The sequence below is a fragment of the Streptomyces gottesmaniae genome, assembly GCF_031845845.1.
In the GTDB taxonomy this organism is placed as follows: Bacteria; Actinomycetota; Actinomycetes; order Streptomycetales; family Streptomycetaceae; genus Streptomyces; species Streptomyces akebiae.
The window spans coordinates 38,822-54,545 of the sequence record NZ_JAVRFJ010000047.1; the positions used below are offsets into that span (position 1 = coordinate 38,822).

Annotated in this window: 12 protein-coding genes and 1 pseudogene; 6 read left to right on the top strand and 7 right to left on the bottom strand. The window is 73.4% G+C overall.

Annotated elements, in window-relative coordinates; translation table 11 throughout:
• The first annotated feature begins 174 nt into the window (after positions 1–174).
• From glgX to RM704_RS37975, 4 genes and pseudogenes are all read left to right on the top strand, one after another.
• On the top strand, positions 175–2,304 hold the full coding sequence (gene glgX, locus RM704_RS37960; RefSeq protein ID WP_033527590.1) for a glycogen debranching protein GlgX: 2,130 nt from the start codon (positions 175–177) through the stop codon (positions 2,302–2,304).
• 55 nt (positions 2,305–2,359) lie between these two features.
• A complete protein-coding gene (treY, locus tag RM704_RS37965) occupies positions 2,360–4,684 on the top strand; it encodes a malto-oligosyltrehalose synthase (protein WP_033527591.1) in 2,325 nt (774 codons plus the stop codon).
• Positions 4,685–4,712: 28 nt separating this feature from the next.
• Positions 4,713–4,949: pseudogene (locus tag RM704_RS37970) on the top strand (hypothetical protein); the annotation flags it as partial.
• Between the two features lie 171 nt (positions 4,950–5,120).
• A complete protein-coding gene (locus tag RM704_RS37975) occupies positions 5,121–6,374 on the top strand; it encodes a M14 family zinc carboxypeptidase (protein ID WP_033529477.1) in 1,254 nt (417 codons plus the stop codon).
• A 96-nt stretch (positions 6,375–6,470) separates the two neighbouring features.
• Here RM704_RS37975 and RM704_RS37980 read toward each other — a convergent pair whose 3' ends face one another.
• The 3 genes from RM704_RS37980 to RM704_RS37990 all read right to left on the bottom strand — a co-directional run bounded on the left by RM704_RS37980 (position 6,471) and on the right by RM704_RS37990 (position 8,987).
• The gene (locus tag RM704_RS37980; RefSeq protein ID WP_033529478.1) at positions 6,471–6,878 is read right to left on the bottom strand and encodes an SSI family serine proteinase inhibitor; all 408 of its coding nucleotides are present in this window, start codon (positions 6,876–6,878) and stop codon (positions 6,471–6,473) included.
• Positions 6,875–8,242 carry a M14 family zinc carboxypeptidase gene (locus tag RM704_RS37985; protein ID WP_311592436.1) on the bottom strand — a complete coding sequence of 456 codons (1,368 nt, stop codon included), beginning with the start codon at positions 8,240–8,242 and terminating at the stop codon, positions 6,875–6,877. Before RM704_RS37985 ends, RM704_RS37980 begins: the two co-directional genes overlap by 4 nt.
• Before the next feature lie 193 nt (positions 8,243–8,435).
• Complete coding sequence (locus RM704_RS37990) at positions 8,436–8,987, bottom strand: FHA domain-containing protein (RefSeq protein ID WP_033529479.1); 552 nt, start codon at positions 8,985–8,987, stop codon at positions 8,436–8,438.
• A 202-nt stretch (positions 8,988–9,189) separates the two neighbouring features.
• Between RM704_RS37990 and treZ the strand changes: the two genes are divergently transcribed.
• On the top strand, positions 9,190–10,935 hold the full coding sequence (gene treZ / locus RM704_RS37995) for a malto-oligosyltrehalose trehalohydrolase (protein WP_033529480.1): 1,746 nt from the start codon (positions 9,190–9,192) through the stop codon (positions 10,933–10,935).
• A gap of 138 nt (positions 10,936–11,073) precedes the next feature.
• On the opposite strand, the gene RM704_RS38000 is transcribed toward treZ, so the two are convergent.
• The 3 genes from RM704_RS38000 to RM704_RS38010 form a co-directional block, all read right to left on the bottom strand.
• Complete coding sequence (locus RM704_RS38000) at positions 11,074–12,012, bottom strand: aminoglycoside phosphotransferase family protein (protein ID WP_033529481.1); 939 nt, start codon at positions 12,010–12,012, stop codon at positions 11,074–11,076.
• 69 nt (positions 12,013–12,081) lie between these two features.
• Positions 12,082–13,155, bottom strand: a complete 1,074-nt coding sequence (locus RM704_RS38005; RefSeq protein WP_052146237.1) for an aminopeptidase P family protein — start codon at positions 13,153–13,155, stop codon at positions 12,082–12,084.
• Positions 13,156–13,382: 227 nt separating this feature from the next.
• Positions 13,383–14,003: a LysE family translocator gene (locus RM704_RS38010; protein ID WP_033529483.1), complete on the bottom strand. Its 621-nt coding sequence runs from the start codon at positions 14,001–14,003 to the stop codon at positions 13,383–13,385.
• A gap of 186 nt (positions 14,004–14,189) precedes the next feature.
• Here RM704_RS38010 and RM704_RS38015 point away from each other — a divergent pair, with 186 nt between their 5' ends.
• Positions 14,190–14,945 carry a phosphodiesterase gene (locus RM704_RS38015; RefSeq protein WP_078937267.1) on the top strand — a complete coding sequence of 252 codons (756 nt, stop codon included), beginning with the start codon at positions 14,190–14,192 and terminating at the stop codon, positions 14,943–14,945.
• 44 nt (positions 14,946–14,989) lie between these two features.
• On the opposite strand, the gene RM704_RS38020 is transcribed toward RM704_RS38015, so the two are convergent.
• Complete coding sequence (locus tag RM704_RS38020; protein ID WP_033529484.1) at positions 14,990–15,637, bottom strand: PDZ domain-containing protein; 648 nt, start codon at positions 15,635–15,637, stop codon at positions 14,990–14,992.
• Positions 15,638–15,724 lie beyond the last annotated feature (87 nt).

Sequence of the window (15,724 nt, forward strand, 5' to 3'; positions counted from 1 at the left end):
GAGGCGATTCATAGCGATCGGGCCACCGGGAGCCGACACCGGTGGCCCTCGGAGCGTCACGATGTGGCCACCGCTGGGCAGGAGGGACGTATGTCCTAGGAGGTTCCGTCAGTTTGGGGGAGACTCCACCCGGAGTCGCCCCAGCGGCGCGCGACAACTGGAAGAGTCGTATCCATGCAGGTCTGGCCTGGACAGGCGTATCCGCTCGGCGCCACGTACGACGGCGCCGGTACCAACTTCGCGGTCTTCTCGGAGGCCGCGCATCGAGTAGAGCTGTGTCTGCTGGACGACGACGGCTCCGAGACGGCGGTGGAACTGCGCGAGACGGACGCGTTCGTGCGGCACGCGTACCTGCCCGGCGTGATGCCGGGCCAACGGTACGGCTTCCGTGCGCACGGCCCGTACGCGCCGGAGCGGGGGCTGCGCTGCAACTCCGCGAAGCTGCTGCTCGACCCGTACGCACGTGCCATCAGCGGCTCGGTCAAGTGGGGGGAGGAGGTGTACGGCTACCACTTCGGCGCGCCCGAGGAGCGCAACGACCTCGACTCGGCTCCGCACATGATGACCTCGGTCGTGGTCAACCCGTACTTCGACTGGGGCGACGACCGGCGGCCCCGCACCGAGTACCACCACACGGTGATCTACGAGGCCCATGTGAAGGGCCTCACCATGCGGCACCCGGGGCTGCCCGAGGAACTGCGCGGCACCTACGCGGCGCTCGCCCACCCGGCGATCATCGAACATCTGACCGAGCTGGGTGTGACGGCGCTGGAGCTGATGCCCGTCCACCAGTTCGTGAACGACCACCGGCTGGCCGACATGGGCCTCAGCAACTACTGGGGCTACAACACCATCGGCTTCTTCGCCCCACACAACGCGTACGCCTCCTGGGGCGACCGGGGTCAGCAGGTGCTGGAGTTCAAGTCGGCGGTCCGGGCACTGCACGAGGCCGGGATCGAGGTCATCCTCGACGTGGTCTACAACCACACCGCCGAGGGCAACCACCTGGGCCCCACGCTCTCCTTCAAGGGCCTCGACAACCCGTCGTACTACCGGCTGACGGACGACCCGCGCTACTACATGGACACGACGGGCACCGGCAACTCCCTGCTCATGCGGTCCCCGCACGTGCTGCAGCTGATCATGGACTCGTTGCGGTACTGGGTCACCGAGATGCACGTCGACGGGTTCCGCTTCGACCTCGCCGCGACCCTGGCCCGGCAGTTCCACGAGGTGGACCGGCTGTCGTCGTTCTTCGACCTCGTCCAGCAGGACCCGGTGGTCTCCCAGGTGAAGCTGATCGCCGAGCCCTGGGACGTCGGCGAGGGCGGCTACCAGGTGGGGAACTTCCCGCCGCTGTGGACCGAGTGGAACGGGATGTACCGGGACACCGTGCGGGACCTGTGGCGGGGCGAGCCGCGGACGCTCGCGGAGTTCGCCTCCCGCCTGACCGGCTCCTCCGACCTCTACCAGGACGACGGACGACGCCCGCTCGCCTCCATCAACTTCGTGACGTGCCACGACGGGTTCACCATGCGGGACCTCGTCTCCTACAACGAGAAGCACAACGCGGCCAACGGCGAGGACAACCGGGACGGGGAGAGCCACAACCGGTCCTGGAACTGCGGGGCCGAGGGCGAGACGGACGACCCCGCGGTGAACGCGCTGCGGATCCGGCAGATGCGGAACCTCATCGCGACGCTGATGCTGTCGCAGGGCGTGCCGATGCTCAGCCACGGCGACGAGTTCGCGCGGACCCAGGGCGGCAACAACAACGCCTACTGCCAGGACAACGAGCTGTCCTGGGTGCCCTGGCCCGATGCGGAGGACGGAGAGAGCGCGGAGGTCTACGGGGATCTGCTGGAGTTCACACGGGCGATGGTGTGGCTGCGCAAGGACCATCCCGTCTTCCGGCGGCGGCGGTTCTTCCACGGCCGGCCGGTGGAGGGGACGCACGACGAGCTGTCGGACATCGCGTGGTTCACACCGCAGGGGCGGGAGATGGTGCAGCGGGACTGGGACTCGTCACAGGCGGGGGCGCTCAGCGTCTTCCTGAACGGGAACGCGATCTCCGAGCCGGGTGCGCGCGGCGAGCGGATCAGCGACGACTCGTTCCTGCTGATGGTCAACGCGTCGGCGGCGGAACTGGACTTCGTGGTGCCGGTGAACCACGGGCCGCAGTGGCAGATGGTGGTGGACACGGGGCGGGAGGACGCGGTTCCGGTGGACGGGCCGAAGGTGGCGGCCGGGGAGCGGGTGCGGTTGGTGGACCGGAGCCTGGTGGTCTTCAGGAGGCCGGCTTAGAGCGCGTCGCGTGTCAGGTCGCGCAAAAACCCGCCCAGCGGGTACGTAGGACCCCATGACCTCTGTCGTGCCTGCCGCCACCTACCGGCTTCAGCTCCAGCCCGGGTTCCCCTTCTCCGCCGCCGCGGCGGCCGTGCCGTACATCGCCTCGCTCGGCGTCTCCCATCTGCATCTCTCCCCCGTTCTGGAGGCGGTGCCGGGGTCGTCGCACGGGTACGACGTGGTCGATCACGGGCGGGTGCGGGGCGAACTCGGCGGTGAGGAGGGGCTGCGGGAGCTGGCCCGGACCGCGCGCGCCCATGGACTCGGGCTGGTCCTGGACATCGTCCCCAACCACATGGCCATGGCGCCCCGGCACAACCGGGCGCTGTGGGAGGTGCTGCGGGAGGGGCCGGGATCGGCGTACGCGCGGTGGTTCGACATCGACTGGGAGGCGCAGGGCGGCCGGGTGCTGCTGCCGGTGCTCGGCGGGCCGCTGGGCGCGGAGATCGAGCAGTTCGTGGTGGACGGGCGGGAGCTGCGGTACTACGACCACGTGTTCCCGCTGCGGGAGGGCACCGAGAAGCTGCCGTTGCCACAGCTGCTGGACGCGCAGTGGTACCGGCCGGCGTGGTGGCGGCTGGCCCGTACGGAGTTGAACTACCGGCGGTTCTTCAGCATCTCGGAGCTGATCGGGGTGCGGGTCGAGGAGCCGGAGGTGTTCGACGCGACCCATGCGAAGGTCCTCCAGCTGTTGGACGAGGGTGTCGTCGACGGGCTGCGGGTCGACCACCCCGACGGGCTCGCCGATCCCGACGCCTACCTGCGGCGGCTGCACGAGGCGACCGGTGGGCGGTGGACCGTCGTCGAGAAGATCCTGGCCGACGGGGAGACGCTGCCCAGGGCGTGGCCGGTCGCGGGGACCACCGGCTACGACGCGCTGCGGCACGTCGACGGGCTGTTCACCGATCCGGCCGGGGCCGGTGAGCTGCTGGGCGGGTACCGGCACTTCACGGACGCGCAGTCCGACCGGGGCGGGGAGTGGGACGCGACCGTGCGACGGGCCGCGTACCGGGTGCTCACGCACGAGCTGGTGGCGGAGGTGGAACGGCTCACCCGGGTGGCGCACCGGTTGTGCGAGCGCTCCGCCGACCTCGCGCTGCGCGACCAGGCGCCGTGGGCGCTGCGCACCGCGCTGTGCGAGTTGCTCGCACAGATGGAGGTGTACCGGCCGTACACCTCCGAGGACCCCTCCCTCGTCGTCACCGAGGCGGCCGCGGCCGAGGCGCGCGCGCTGTTCGTGGTGCCCGAGGAGGCCCGGTCGGTGGACGCCGTACGGGATCTGGTGCTGGGCCGGGGCGACGGGCCGGACCATGTGGAGTTCCGGGCCCGGTTCGCGCAGACCTCGTCGGCGCTGCGGGCGAAGTCGGTGGAGGACACGGCGTTCTACCGCTATGTGCCGCTGCTGTCGGCGAACGAGGTGGGCGGCGATCCGGGACGCCCGGCCGTGTCGCCCGAGGACTTCCACGCCTACTGCGCGCGGGTGCAGCGCGACTGGCCGGCCACGGGGACCGTGCTGTCGACCCATGACACCAAGCGCAGCGCGGACGTACGGGCGGCGATCGCGGTGCTCGCGCAGTGCCCGGGGCGGTGGGCCGACCTGCTGGCGGAGGTGACGGGGGACGGTGCGCGAGTGCCGGATCCGCAGCTGGCGTGGGCGGCCTGGCAGACGGCGTTCGGGCTCGGTCCGGCCGCCGGTGAACGGCTTCAGGGGGCCCTGCTGAAGCATGTGCGGGAGGCCGGGCTGCACACCTCCTGGACCGAGCAGGACCCGGCGTACGAGCAGGAGGTGGCGGACTTCGTCGCACGAGGGCCGGCCGTGGACGCCAGGGTGGCCGCGCTGCGCGAGGAGCTGGCGCCCCATGTGCGGGCGAACGCTCTCGGCGCCGCCCTGGTGCAGCTGACGATGCCGGGGGTGCCGGACGTGTACCAGGGGACGGAGGCCGAGTACCGGGCCCTGGTGGACCCGGACAACCGGCGGGCCTTCGCTCCGCACGAGGACGGATCGGAGAAGTTCCGGCTCACCGAGGCGGCGCTGCGGCTGCGCGGGCGACGGCCGGAGGTCTTCGGGGACGCGGCGACGTACGCGCCGCTGGCGGCGCGGGGGGAGGGCGCCGAACACTGTCTGGCCTTCACACGCTCCGGCGAGGTGGTCACGGCGGTGACCCGGCTGTCGCTGCGCCTGGCGCAGGCCGGAGGCTGGCGTGACACCCGGCTGGCGCTGCCCGAGGGGCGCTGGGCCGACGTACTCGGCGGAGAGCGGGAGTACACAGGCGAGGTACGGGTCGAGGAACTCTTCGGAACCCTGCCGGTCACGCTGCTGGAGCGGGTCGGCACGTGAGGCGACGCCCCGCGACGGGGGCGGCGCGGGGGAGGGCGCCGAACACTGTCCGGCCTTCACACGCTCCGGCGAGGTGGTCACGGCGGTGACCCGGCTGTCGCTGCGCCTGGCGCAGGCCGGAGGCTGGCGTGACACCCGGCTGGCGCTGCCCGAGGGGCGCTGGGCCGACGTGCTCGGCGGAGAGCGGGAGTACACCGGCGAGGTACGGGTCGAGGAACTCTTCGGAACCCTGCCGGTCACGCTGCTGGAGCGGGTCGGCACGTGACGGCGACGCCCCGCGACGGGGGCGGCGGGGAGCGACGGCTCCCGTACCGGACGACGGTGAATGCGACTGGGCGCCCCTGGGAGCCGCCCCTTGCGCGCGAGGACACTGGGTACGTCCCCCGCTCGGCCGGGCCGGGCGCGCGGACGCTGGTGCCAGTCGGACGGGACGGGGGTGGGTCTGCTGTCGGAGCTCGGTTATCCCACGGTGGCTGAACTGGAGTCGGCCGCGAGAACCCTGGCGGCCCGTCGGCCGGGGCTGTGCGCCCTGCGGAGCATCGGCTCTTCGCGGGCCGGCCGCCCGCTGCGGCTGCTGTCCGTGGGGCACGCGAGACACGCCGTCCTGGTCGTCGCGGGCGCCCACGCCAATGAGCCGACCGGCGGTTCCACGGTGCTCGCCCTGGCCGAACGGGTGGTGCGGGAACGGGCCTTGCGGTCCGGCGTGTCCTGGCACTTCGTGCTCTGCGCGGACCCGGACGGGGCGAGCCTGCACACCACCGCCCTGCCGCGCACGCTCCTCGACTACCACCTCGGGTTCTTCCGGCCGGCCGGACCCGAGCAGCCGGAGTGGTCGCCGTCCGTGCTGCCGCCGGACCGGCTGCCGCCCGAGACGCACGCCCTGATGGGGGTGCTGGACGAGCTGCGGCCCTACCTCCAGGTGACCCTGCACGGCACCGATCTGGGCGGCAGCTGGGTGCAGTTGACGAAGGACGTACCGGGGCTCGCCGAGCCGTTCGCCAAGTCCGCGGCCGAGTTGGGCATACCGGTGGAGAGAGGCGCCTCCGACGCCGCCGGCTGGCCCGTCTCCGGGCCCGGGGTGTTCGTGATGCCGCGGCCCGGCGGCCTCGCGGCGTACCCGAGCATGCCGGACGACGCCCGGCACAGCACCTGGTACCACGCCCACCGGTACGGCGGCCTGACGGCGGTCGTCGAGGTGCCGATGTGGGCGAGCGACCTGGTGGACGACACCGCCCCGCACCCGGCCCCGGCGGCGGCGCTGCGGCACCTGGCCAGGCGGCTCCTGACGGACGCGGGCCGGGTGGAAGGGGTCCTCGCCGAGGCGCTGCCCCGGCTGCCTGGCCCCGAGGGGCCGCTGCTGCGGGCCGCCCGGTGGGCGCTGGCGCTGGTGCCCGGGCTGGCCCGGGACTGGAGGGACGGGCCGCCGCCGGATCTTTCGACGGCGTACGTGGGCAGTGTGGACGCCTTCGGACGGCGGCTTCCGCTGCGGGCGGCGGCGATGCTGTTGCGGGTGCTGAGGGAGGCCGACGACCCGGGGGTGCCCCTCCTGGAGGAGCTCGTCGCCGAGTGGTGCGAGTCCTTCACCGACCGGTTCCGTGCCCGGTGGGTACCGGTGGGCGACCAGGTGGAGCATCAGGTTCGTACGGTGCTGGCGGCCGCGTCGTGTGCGCGGGACGGGGTGGGGAGCTGAGCGCCCACCCGCTGTGCCTCGTCGTGTCGGCGGGCGGCCGCGGGCCGTCGGTGGCCGGTCGCGCGGTTGCCCGGCCCCTGAGGGAGCGGGCGGTCGTCAGTCCGACAGGGCGAACACCGCTCCCGTGCGGGCCTCCATCACGCACGGGTTCGCGAACGTCTGCTCGTAGGTGACCGGCCTGCCGCTCCACTGGCCCTCCGCCGTGGCCCGTACGGGGGCGTAGATCTCGGTGCAGATGGAGTTCCGATGGGGGATGCGGGTGATGTCGCCGTCGGTCCGGCGGAGTTCCGCGCAGGCCTGGGCGGCTCGGCCGTGGCCCTGGGGCGGGTCGCAGAGAAGGAGGGTGCCGCGGGTGTCGGAGGAGCGGTCGTCGCCCCGGGTGAGGGTGACGTAGAGCCAGTCGCCCTGGACGGCGCTCGCGCGGTCGGGGGCCGAGGCGCCGAGGGTGAGGAGGGCGAGGGCGGCGAGCAGTCCGCCGCGTACCGCGTGGGTGGGGTTCGTCATTCCCGGTGCATCGGCACGGCGGGCTCGGAACTCCATCCCTGCTCACCCGAATGGGAGTCCGCACGGGTGTCCGGGCAGGGCGCCTGCGGGGCGGGCCCCGGCAGGTGCGGGCGCCCGGCCGCCAGTTCGAACGCGGCGAGGACGACGCGGGCCTGGTACTCCGCCTGGCGGGCGACGGGGATCCAACGGGCCCCGTAGCCGTCGCGGTAGTCGGCGCACCACTGGTCGATCAGGCGGTCCAGCTCGGGCAGTGCGCCGACCGGGTCGTGCCCGGCGCGGGTCACCAGTTGGTGCAGCAGTCCGGCGGTGCGCAGGGCGACCCGGCGGCCGGAGATGGCGAGGGTGGTGAGCCGGGCGGTGTCGAGCGGGGGCAGCGGCCGGGCGGCGCCGTCGTGGACGTCGGGGTCCCAGGAGTCGGCGAGGCCCGGTCCGACCAGGACGTAGTCGTCGACCGGGGCGAGGAACCGGGCGGCGTCCGGGGCGCCGCTCACGAAGGGGCGGACGCGGGTGAGGAGGTCCTCCAGGAGCCGGGTGTCACGGCGCAGGCCGCGGCTGACGGTGCGCAGTACGGCGTCGGCCTCGGGCGCCGGGGAGGCGTCCTCCACGGCGGCCACGCCCCACATCGGCGCCTCGACGACGGCGGTGACCGTGCCGTGGCGGTGCGGGTGGAACCAGGTGGACTCGACGGCCGCCTCGGTGATGGCGGCGGCCAGATCACCCCGGCGCGGGGGCGGGATGCGGTAGACGGCGGGCCCGAGGCAGGGCCAGTAGAGCGTGTCGTACGGCCTCAGCTCGCGCGGGATGGCGAAGCGGGCGGCGACGTGGGCGACGCGTTCGGCGAGGCCCGGCAGGTCCCGGGTCAGTTCGACGAAGCCGCCGCCCACGTCGACGCCGTGCAGCGAGCACTGGAAGAAGGGCCGCAGCTCGTCCTGGAGGTCGAGCAGGGCGCGGGTCTCCGGCAGCACGGCGCCGGCCGCGCCGTCGGGCAGCCACTCGGGCTGTTCCAGGAAGCCGGGGCGGAAGAAGTGCCGGAAGTGGTGGCCGAGGGTGTACGGGCCGCGCAGCCAGCCCTCGTTGCGGCGGGAGCCGTCGGGGTCGAGGCTCAGCAGCAGGTTCCAGGTGGTGTCGGCGGCGTCGCTCAACCGGGGGTCGGCCAGGGCGCGTTCGGCGAGCCGGAGGACGGTGGCGCCGCCCACGGGCTCGTTGGCGTGCGGGCCGGCGACGATCAGGGTGTGGCGGCTGCCGCGTCCGACGGAGAGCAACCACATCGGTGTGCCCGCCCGTGAGGTGCCCACGCGGCGCAGTCGGGCGCGGTGCGGATGCCGGGCGACGAGTGCGGCGGCGCGGGCGTACGACTCGTCCACGGTCGGATAGCGGAGGAGTGGCGGCAGGGCACACCTCCACGAATGTGGTGCCGTCGGTTCACCTGGTGTGCATGGCGTAAGCACAGTCAGTCATGGCCGAGAACGTACGTCAACACTCCGGAACGGAAGGGAAGTTGACAAACTCGCTGCGTAAATCCCAGGCCAGAGCTTTGCCGTGGGGTCGGTCACAAGGTCATTCCGAGGAGAGGCGGAAGACCATACGGCCGAAACTCACCTGATCGCCGTCGCGGACGACGGCCGCGCCGATCACCCGACGGCCGTTGACGGTGGTGCCGTTGGTGGAGCCGAGGTCGCGCAGGATCCACATACCGCCCTGTCGGCTCAGCTCGGCGTGCACCCGGGAGACCGTCTCGTGGCTGAGCCGGAGCCCGCTCGCCGGATCGCGGCCTATCCGCAGGGCGTGGCCGCTCGCCGGGTGCGGCAGCTGGAGCTTGGGGAGCCGCTCGGCCTGCCAGGCCCGGCGCAGCTTCACGCCGAAACCGGAGACCCGCCCCACGGTGCCGAGCACCAGCCGGGACCAGCGGTTCTCGACGGGCAGGTCGGCGGTGAGCGCGGCGAGTTCGTCGGAGCGGCGGGCGGTGAGCGCCAGCTCCATCCGCCGGATGAACGTGTCGTGTGACAGGCGGCCCAGCGCGACGCCGTCACGGAGCACCCTCAGCGCGCGGTCGCGCTCCGCGTCCGACAGCCGCGCGGGGTACGTGTGGAACTCGAAGGACGACGTCACGCTGGTGATTGTCGGTCAGCGAGGCGGGAGGTGTCCAGACAACCCGTGAACGGTGACCATCTGCGGACATGCCGGAGGACGGTACGACTCGCGCGTGCAAAAGAGCCGATCGTGGCGCGCGTCGATCTCGTTTGCAGCACGATGGACGAGCAACCCCCTGACTACCCAGGACCACGACCGGCAGCCGAGGGAGAACCGTTCCGTGCAGTTCGAGGTGTGGGCACCGCAGGCCGACCGTCTGACCCTCCACCGGGCGGGCACCACGCACGCCATGGAGCGCGATCCGCACCGGCCGGGCTGGTGGACGGTCGAGGCGGAGGCCGCGGACGGCACGCGCTACGGATTCGCCGTCGGCGACGGCCCGGTGCGCCCCGACCCGCGCTCGCGCCGCCAGCCGGACGGCCCCGACGGGCTGAGCGCGGTTGTCGACCAGGGGCGGTACACCTGGCGTACGGAGTGGTCCGGGCGCGGGCTGCCGGGCGCGGTCCTCTACGAGTTGCACGTGGGCACGTACACCCCCGAGGGCACCCTGGACGCGGCGTCCGAGCGCCTCGGGCACCTCGCCGAACTGGGCGTCACCCACGTCGAGTTGATGCCGCTGTGCCCCTTCCCCGGGACGCACGGCTGGGGTTACGAGGGCGTCTCGCTCTGGGCCGTGCACGAGCCGTACGGCGGGCCCGAGGCGCTGAAGCGGTTCGTGGACGCGGCACACGCGCTGGGCCTCGGGGTGGTGCTCGACGTCGTGCACAACCATCTGGGCCCCTCCGGCAACTACCTGCCCGTCTTCGGTCCGTACTTCACCGAGCGGCACCACACCCCGTGGGGCGCGGCGGTCAATCTCGACGCGCCCGGCTCGGACGAGGTGCGGGCGTACTTCCGGGAGAGCGCGCTCGCCTGGCTGCGCGACTACCGCCTGGACGGCCTGCGGCTGGACGCGGTCCACGCGCTGAAGGACACCCGCGCCCTGCACTTCCTGGAGGAGTTGTCGACGGCGGTGGACGCGCTCGCCGAGGAGGTGCGCCGACCGCTGTTCCTGATCGCCGAGTCGGACCTCAACGACCCACGCCTCGTCACCCCGCGAGCGCAGGGCGGGCTGGGCCTGCACGCCCAGTGGAACGACGACTTCCACCACGCCCTGCACACCACGCTGACCGGCGAGTCCCAGGGCTACTACGAGGACTTCGCGCACGCCGGTCCGGCGGGCCTGGCGAAGACCCTGACGGGCGGGTTCTTCCACGACGGCACGTACTCGTCCTTCCGCGAGCGCCGCCACGGCCGCCCCCTGGACCGTACGAGCGTCTCCGCGCACCGTCTGCTGGGCTACACCCAGACCCACGACCAGATCGGCAACCGCGCCCAGGGCGACCGTCTCGCGGCGACCCTCTCCCCCGGTCTGCTGGCCTGCGCGGCGGCGCTCGTCCTCACGGGCCCCTTCACGCCCATGCTCTTCATGGGCGAGGAATGGGCCGCGTCCACGCCCTGGCAGTTCTTCACCGACCACACCGATCCGGAGCTGGCGGAGGCCGTACGGCGGGGCCGGCGCCGGGAGTTCGCGGAGCACGGCTGGGCGGAGGAGGACGTCCCCGACCCCCAGGACCCCGCGACCCGGGCCCGCTCCTGCCTCGACTGGTCCGAACTCCCGCGTGAGCCCCACGCCCGCGTCCTGTCCTGGTACCGCACCCTCATCGCCCTGCGCCACTCCCTGCCCGATCTCTCCGACCCCGACCTCTCCGACGTCAAGGTCGCCTTCGACGAGGAGACCCGGTGGTTCGGCTTCCGCCGGGGCGACGTCCTCGTGGCGCTGAACCTGGGCAAGGAGACGGCCGCGATCCCGCTCGGGGTGCCCCACGCACGCGTCCTCGCGGCCTGGGATCCGGTGGAGGCGCCGGGGACCGACGGAGTGCTGACCCTGGGCGGGGAGTCGTGCGTGGTGCTGGCGGTGGCGTGAACCGGGCCGCGGGCCCTACGGGGACGCGGGGAACCGCGCGATCAGCCACACGCGGCCCGCGGTAGCCGTACGACGGGCGACCCCGAGCCTTGGGGCGCCCCTGGCCGGTCCGCGCCCTGTGGAAGTCCGCGCCCGTCCTCAGTCCTCGCCCCGCAGATCCGTCACCCGCTCCAGCAGGATCGGCTCCCAGGAGCGCCGCAGGCGGTGGCGGAGGACCGGCAGGGGTGCGGTGTGCCGGCCCCGCAGACCGTCGGCGAGGTGGACGACCGTGTCGCAGCGGGCCAGCCAGAGGCCGCGCAGACAGGGGCGGGCGCCGTAGCCGGCCAGGGTGGCGGCGCGGACGGCGGCCGGTGAGCCGACGGCCGCTGCGAGGCCGGCGATGTCCTCGGCGGGGTCGCCGACGGCCGCGTCGGTCCAGCCGAGCACCCCCCGGACCCGGCCGTCGGCGCTGACGACGAGGTGGTCGCCGGTGAGCCCGTGGTGGACCAGGACGGCGGCCGGCGCCGTCAGCTGCGCCGCCGTCGCCGACGTCAGCTGTCCGAGCCGCGCCGCGTCGAACTCGTCGGCCTCCGCCAGATCCCGTGCCGCGCGCGCCGCCGCCGTGCGCAGCGCCTCCAGCGGGCGCGGAGCGAGCCGAGGCACCCCGAGCTGTTCGGCCTGTCGCAGCGGCACCTCGCGCAGCCCCGTGAGGAGCGCCGCGAGATCGGCCTCGCCCACGGCGGACACCTCGTGCTCCTCGGCCGTGCCCCCGGGCAGCCGCGTGTCGAGCGTGTAGGTGAGCCCGCCGGACCACTCGCCGTGCGCGACGCTCACCGGGACGGCGACGCCGATGTGCGGGCGGACCAGGTCCCGCAGCCGCAGTTCGCGTCGTTGCCGCCCGACGCCGTGCCGGTCGGTCACGAGGCGCAGCACATGGCGGGTGCCGACCCACCAGGTGCCGTGTGTGTCGTCCCCGGCGACGGGTCGCACGTCGGGGCCGTCGCCGCCCTTGCCGCCGGGCTTGTCCTCCCCGTTCTTCAGCAGGGAACGGACCAGCCGGCGGACGCTGTCCGCGGTGGGTGTCGGTGCCTGGGTCATGGTCGCGCCGTCGTCCGGGGTCGGGAGATCTGAGAGATCTGGGGTGCGGGAGAGCGGGATGGCGGGCGGTCAGTCGACTATCGCCATCTCCCGCGGGGTGTTGTTGAGGCGTCGGCCGCCGTCCTCCGTGACCGTCACGATGTCCTCGATGCGGACTCCGAAACGGCCCGGCAGATAGACGCCGGGTTCGACCGAGAAGCACATGCCGGGCACCAGGGGCCGTTCCTCCCCCTCGATCATGTAGGGCGGTTCGTGGGTGGTGACGCCGATGCCGTGCCCGGTGCGGTGGATGAAGCGGTCGCCGTACCCGGCCTCGGTGATGACCGCGCGGGCGGCCCGGTCGACGTCCTGGCAGGCCGCGCCGGGCCGTACGGCACGGAACCCCGCCTCCTGGGCGGCCCGCACGACGTCGTGCACCTCGCGCTCCTCGGCGGCCGGTTCGCCGACGTGGACCGTGCGGGAGGTGTCGGAGCCGTAGCCGTCCTTGAGCCCGCCGAAGTCGAGGACGACCATGTCGCCGTGGCCGATGACCCGGTCGCCGGCCTCGTGGTGGGGGTTGGCGCCGTTCGGGCCCGAGGCGACGATGGTGAAGTCCACCTGGGAGTGCCCGAACCGCCGCAGCAGATCGGCGAGATCGGCGGCGACGTCGGTCTCGCGGCGCCCGGCGAAGGGCACCCGGCGGATCTCCTCGTACGCGCGGTCGGCCGCCGCGCCCGCCGCCGCCATCCGCGCCAGCTCGGCCGCGTCCTTCACGGCCCGGAGCAGGGGGAGCGCCTCGGTCAGCGCGACGTACGTCGTGTCCGGCAGCCGGCGCCGCAGTCCCAGCAGGTGCAGTGCCCAGGTGTTGTCGCTGACGCCGAAGCGGCCGCGTGGGCCGAGGACGGAGACGGCCGCCTCGTAGGGGTCCTCGCCGTCGGTCCAGTCGCGCAGCGTCAGCGCGGGTCCGCCGGGCGCCTCGGCGGCGTCGGGGGCCTCCAGGGTGGGCACCACCAGCACCGGGTCCTCGCCCTCGCGCAGCACCAGCATCGTCAGCCGCTCGGTCTCGGGCGGCCGGTGCCCCGTCAGCCACACCAGGTCGGGGCCGGGCGCGACCAGCAGACCGTCGAGCCCGGATTCCGCCGCGGCCCGCGCCGCGCGCCGCATCCGGGCCAGGTGGTCGTCGGTGGTGAAGGCGGCGGGCGGCGCACCGGGCGGGAGGGCCGTGGGCCCGGCGTCGGTCGTGGCGGTCGCGGTGCCGTCGCTGGGCGTGCCGGTCATCCATGCCTCCGTGTGCTCGGAGTTCCCTGGGGCTACGGGCAGCATCCTGCCCCTCCACCGCAGGACACGCGAGCCGATTGACGCGTGGCGTCAACGGTCGTACGGCCCGCCTGTCAGCTCTCCAGTGCGAGCCGGGCGCCGAGGAGCAGCAGCACGCCACCGGAGACCTGCTCCAGCCGCCGCCGCACTCCCGCGCGCGACAGCACGGCTTTCATCCGGCCGACGAACCAGACGTAGAGGCTGTAGTAGCCGATCTCGTGGACCGCCCACAGCGCGGCGAGCCCCACCATGGTGGGCAGATGGGGCGCGCCCGCAGGCACGAACTGCGGCAGGAACGACATCGCGAAGATCGCCGCCTTGGGGTTGGCGAGGTTGAGCAGCAGCCCGCCGCGGTACGACGCCCAGCCGCTCTTCTCCGCCGCCTCCCCCACGGTCTCCGGCTGCCCCTTCGTCCGGCGCGCCTGCCACAGGGTCTGCGCGCCGAAGACGACGAGGACGATCGCGCCGACGATCCGCATCACGTCGTACGCCAGCTCGGAGGCTGCCAGCAGCGCGGTCAGGCCGAACGCGGCGACGACGCCCCAGACGAAGACGCCGGTCTCGTTGCCGAGCACGGTCAGGAGGCCGGAACGCCTGCTGCGCAGGGACTCCTTGATGATCAGCACCGTGCTGGGGCCGGGCGAGGCGGCGATCAGGGTGCAGGCGCCGAGGAAGGCGAGAAGGGTGCTCAGCATCCCGCCATCGTGCCCGTGACGCGGCGGATCCGGCTATCGCGTTTCACGGACCGTCCGCACGGTCCACGCCGTCCGCGACCCCTCTCCGGCCACCTCGACTAACGCTTGTCGTTTGCTTCTCCATTAGAACTAATGCTTGTATTCGATCGTTCCATTAAGGCAACGCCCCGAGGGAGGCGTACGACGATGCTCGTACTCGCGCACATCAGTGATCTGCATCTGGACGGGAGCGAGCGGGCCACCCGGCGGGCCGAGCGGGTACGGGATCTGCTGTGGGGGCTGCCGGGACCGGTGGACGCGCTGCTGGTGACCGGCGACATCGCGGACCACGGGACGGAGGCCGAGTACGAGGAGGGGGCCCGTCTGCTGGGGTTGCGCGAGGGCGGGGCACCCTTCCCGGTGCTGACCTGCCCGGGCAACCACGACAGCCGGGCGCCCTACCGCAAGGCGCTCCTCGGGGAACCGCCCGTCGACGGACCGGTCAACGGCGTGCACGTCTTCGCGGACGCGGCCGTACTGATGTGCGACTCCAGCATCCCGGGTCAGGACGACGGCGAACTGGACGCACAGACGTACGCCTGGATCGAGGAGACCCTGGACGGACTCGACGGCGACCGGCACGTCCTGCTCGCCTTCCACCACCCGCCGGTGGCGCTCCACCACCCGCTGCCGGACGGGTACCGGCTGGGCCAGCCCGCGAAGCTCGGCCGACTGCTGGGGCGCCGGCCGGAGATCGCGGGGATCATCACCGGCCACGCCCACACACCGGCCGCGACCACCTTCGCCGGGCGTCCGCTGGTCGTCGGCCCCGGCGTCACCTGGACGCTGCGGCTGCCCTGGGAGGGCGACGCGGCCGCGGACCGGGAGGCACCGCCCGGGCTCGCGTTCCATGTGCTGGACGACGAGGGGCGGCTGACCAGTCACTTCCGAGTGGCCGCATAGGCGTTCGACGTACAGCGGCGCGCGGAGGAGGAGGTGAGAGCCCGTCAGGTCACGACGCCCGGTACGGCGACCAGGTGCCGCCGGGTGCCGTTCGCGTGCCGCACGAGGAGCTTCAGGGCCACCCCGGGGCGCGCGGCGGCGACGGCCCGCGCGAGGTCGGCGGCCGAGCCGGTCCGGGTGCCGCCCAGGGCGAGGACGGTGTCGCCACGGACCAGACCCGCCGCGTAGCCGGGGCCGGGGACGTGGACACCGACGACGAGCGCGCCGCCGCCCTGTGCGCCTGCGGGAGCGTCGACGGCTTCGACACCGAGCGTGGGGCGGGCGGGCGCGCCGATGGCCTGGTGCACCGAACTCCCCTCACCCCGCGACGACTTGGGGACGCCGTCCCGCGCCCGGCCGTCGACGTCCGGGCGGCCGGAAGCGCCTGGGGCGCCCGGTGCACCAGGCTCACCAGGCGCCCGCTCCCGCAGTTCGGCGAGCCTGCTCATGCCGATCACCGTGGCGCCCATCGTGCCCAGCCCGACCCCCGAGAGGACCAGGGCCGCGCAGGTGACCAGGGCGAGCAGCAGGGTGATCAGTCGTTGCCGGGCGCGTCGGGGTGCGGCGTGCGGGCGCCGGGCGGTGCCCGACGGACGGTCGCCGCCGGACTCCCCGCCGGGCATGGGCTTGGGCCGCAACGCGGTCTGTTCCATGGTGTCGCCACCTCCGGCCGGAGACCTACCCGGGGCACCACGGCTCGACGAGCCACGAACGAGTGAGACTGACGCCCCGTCATATAG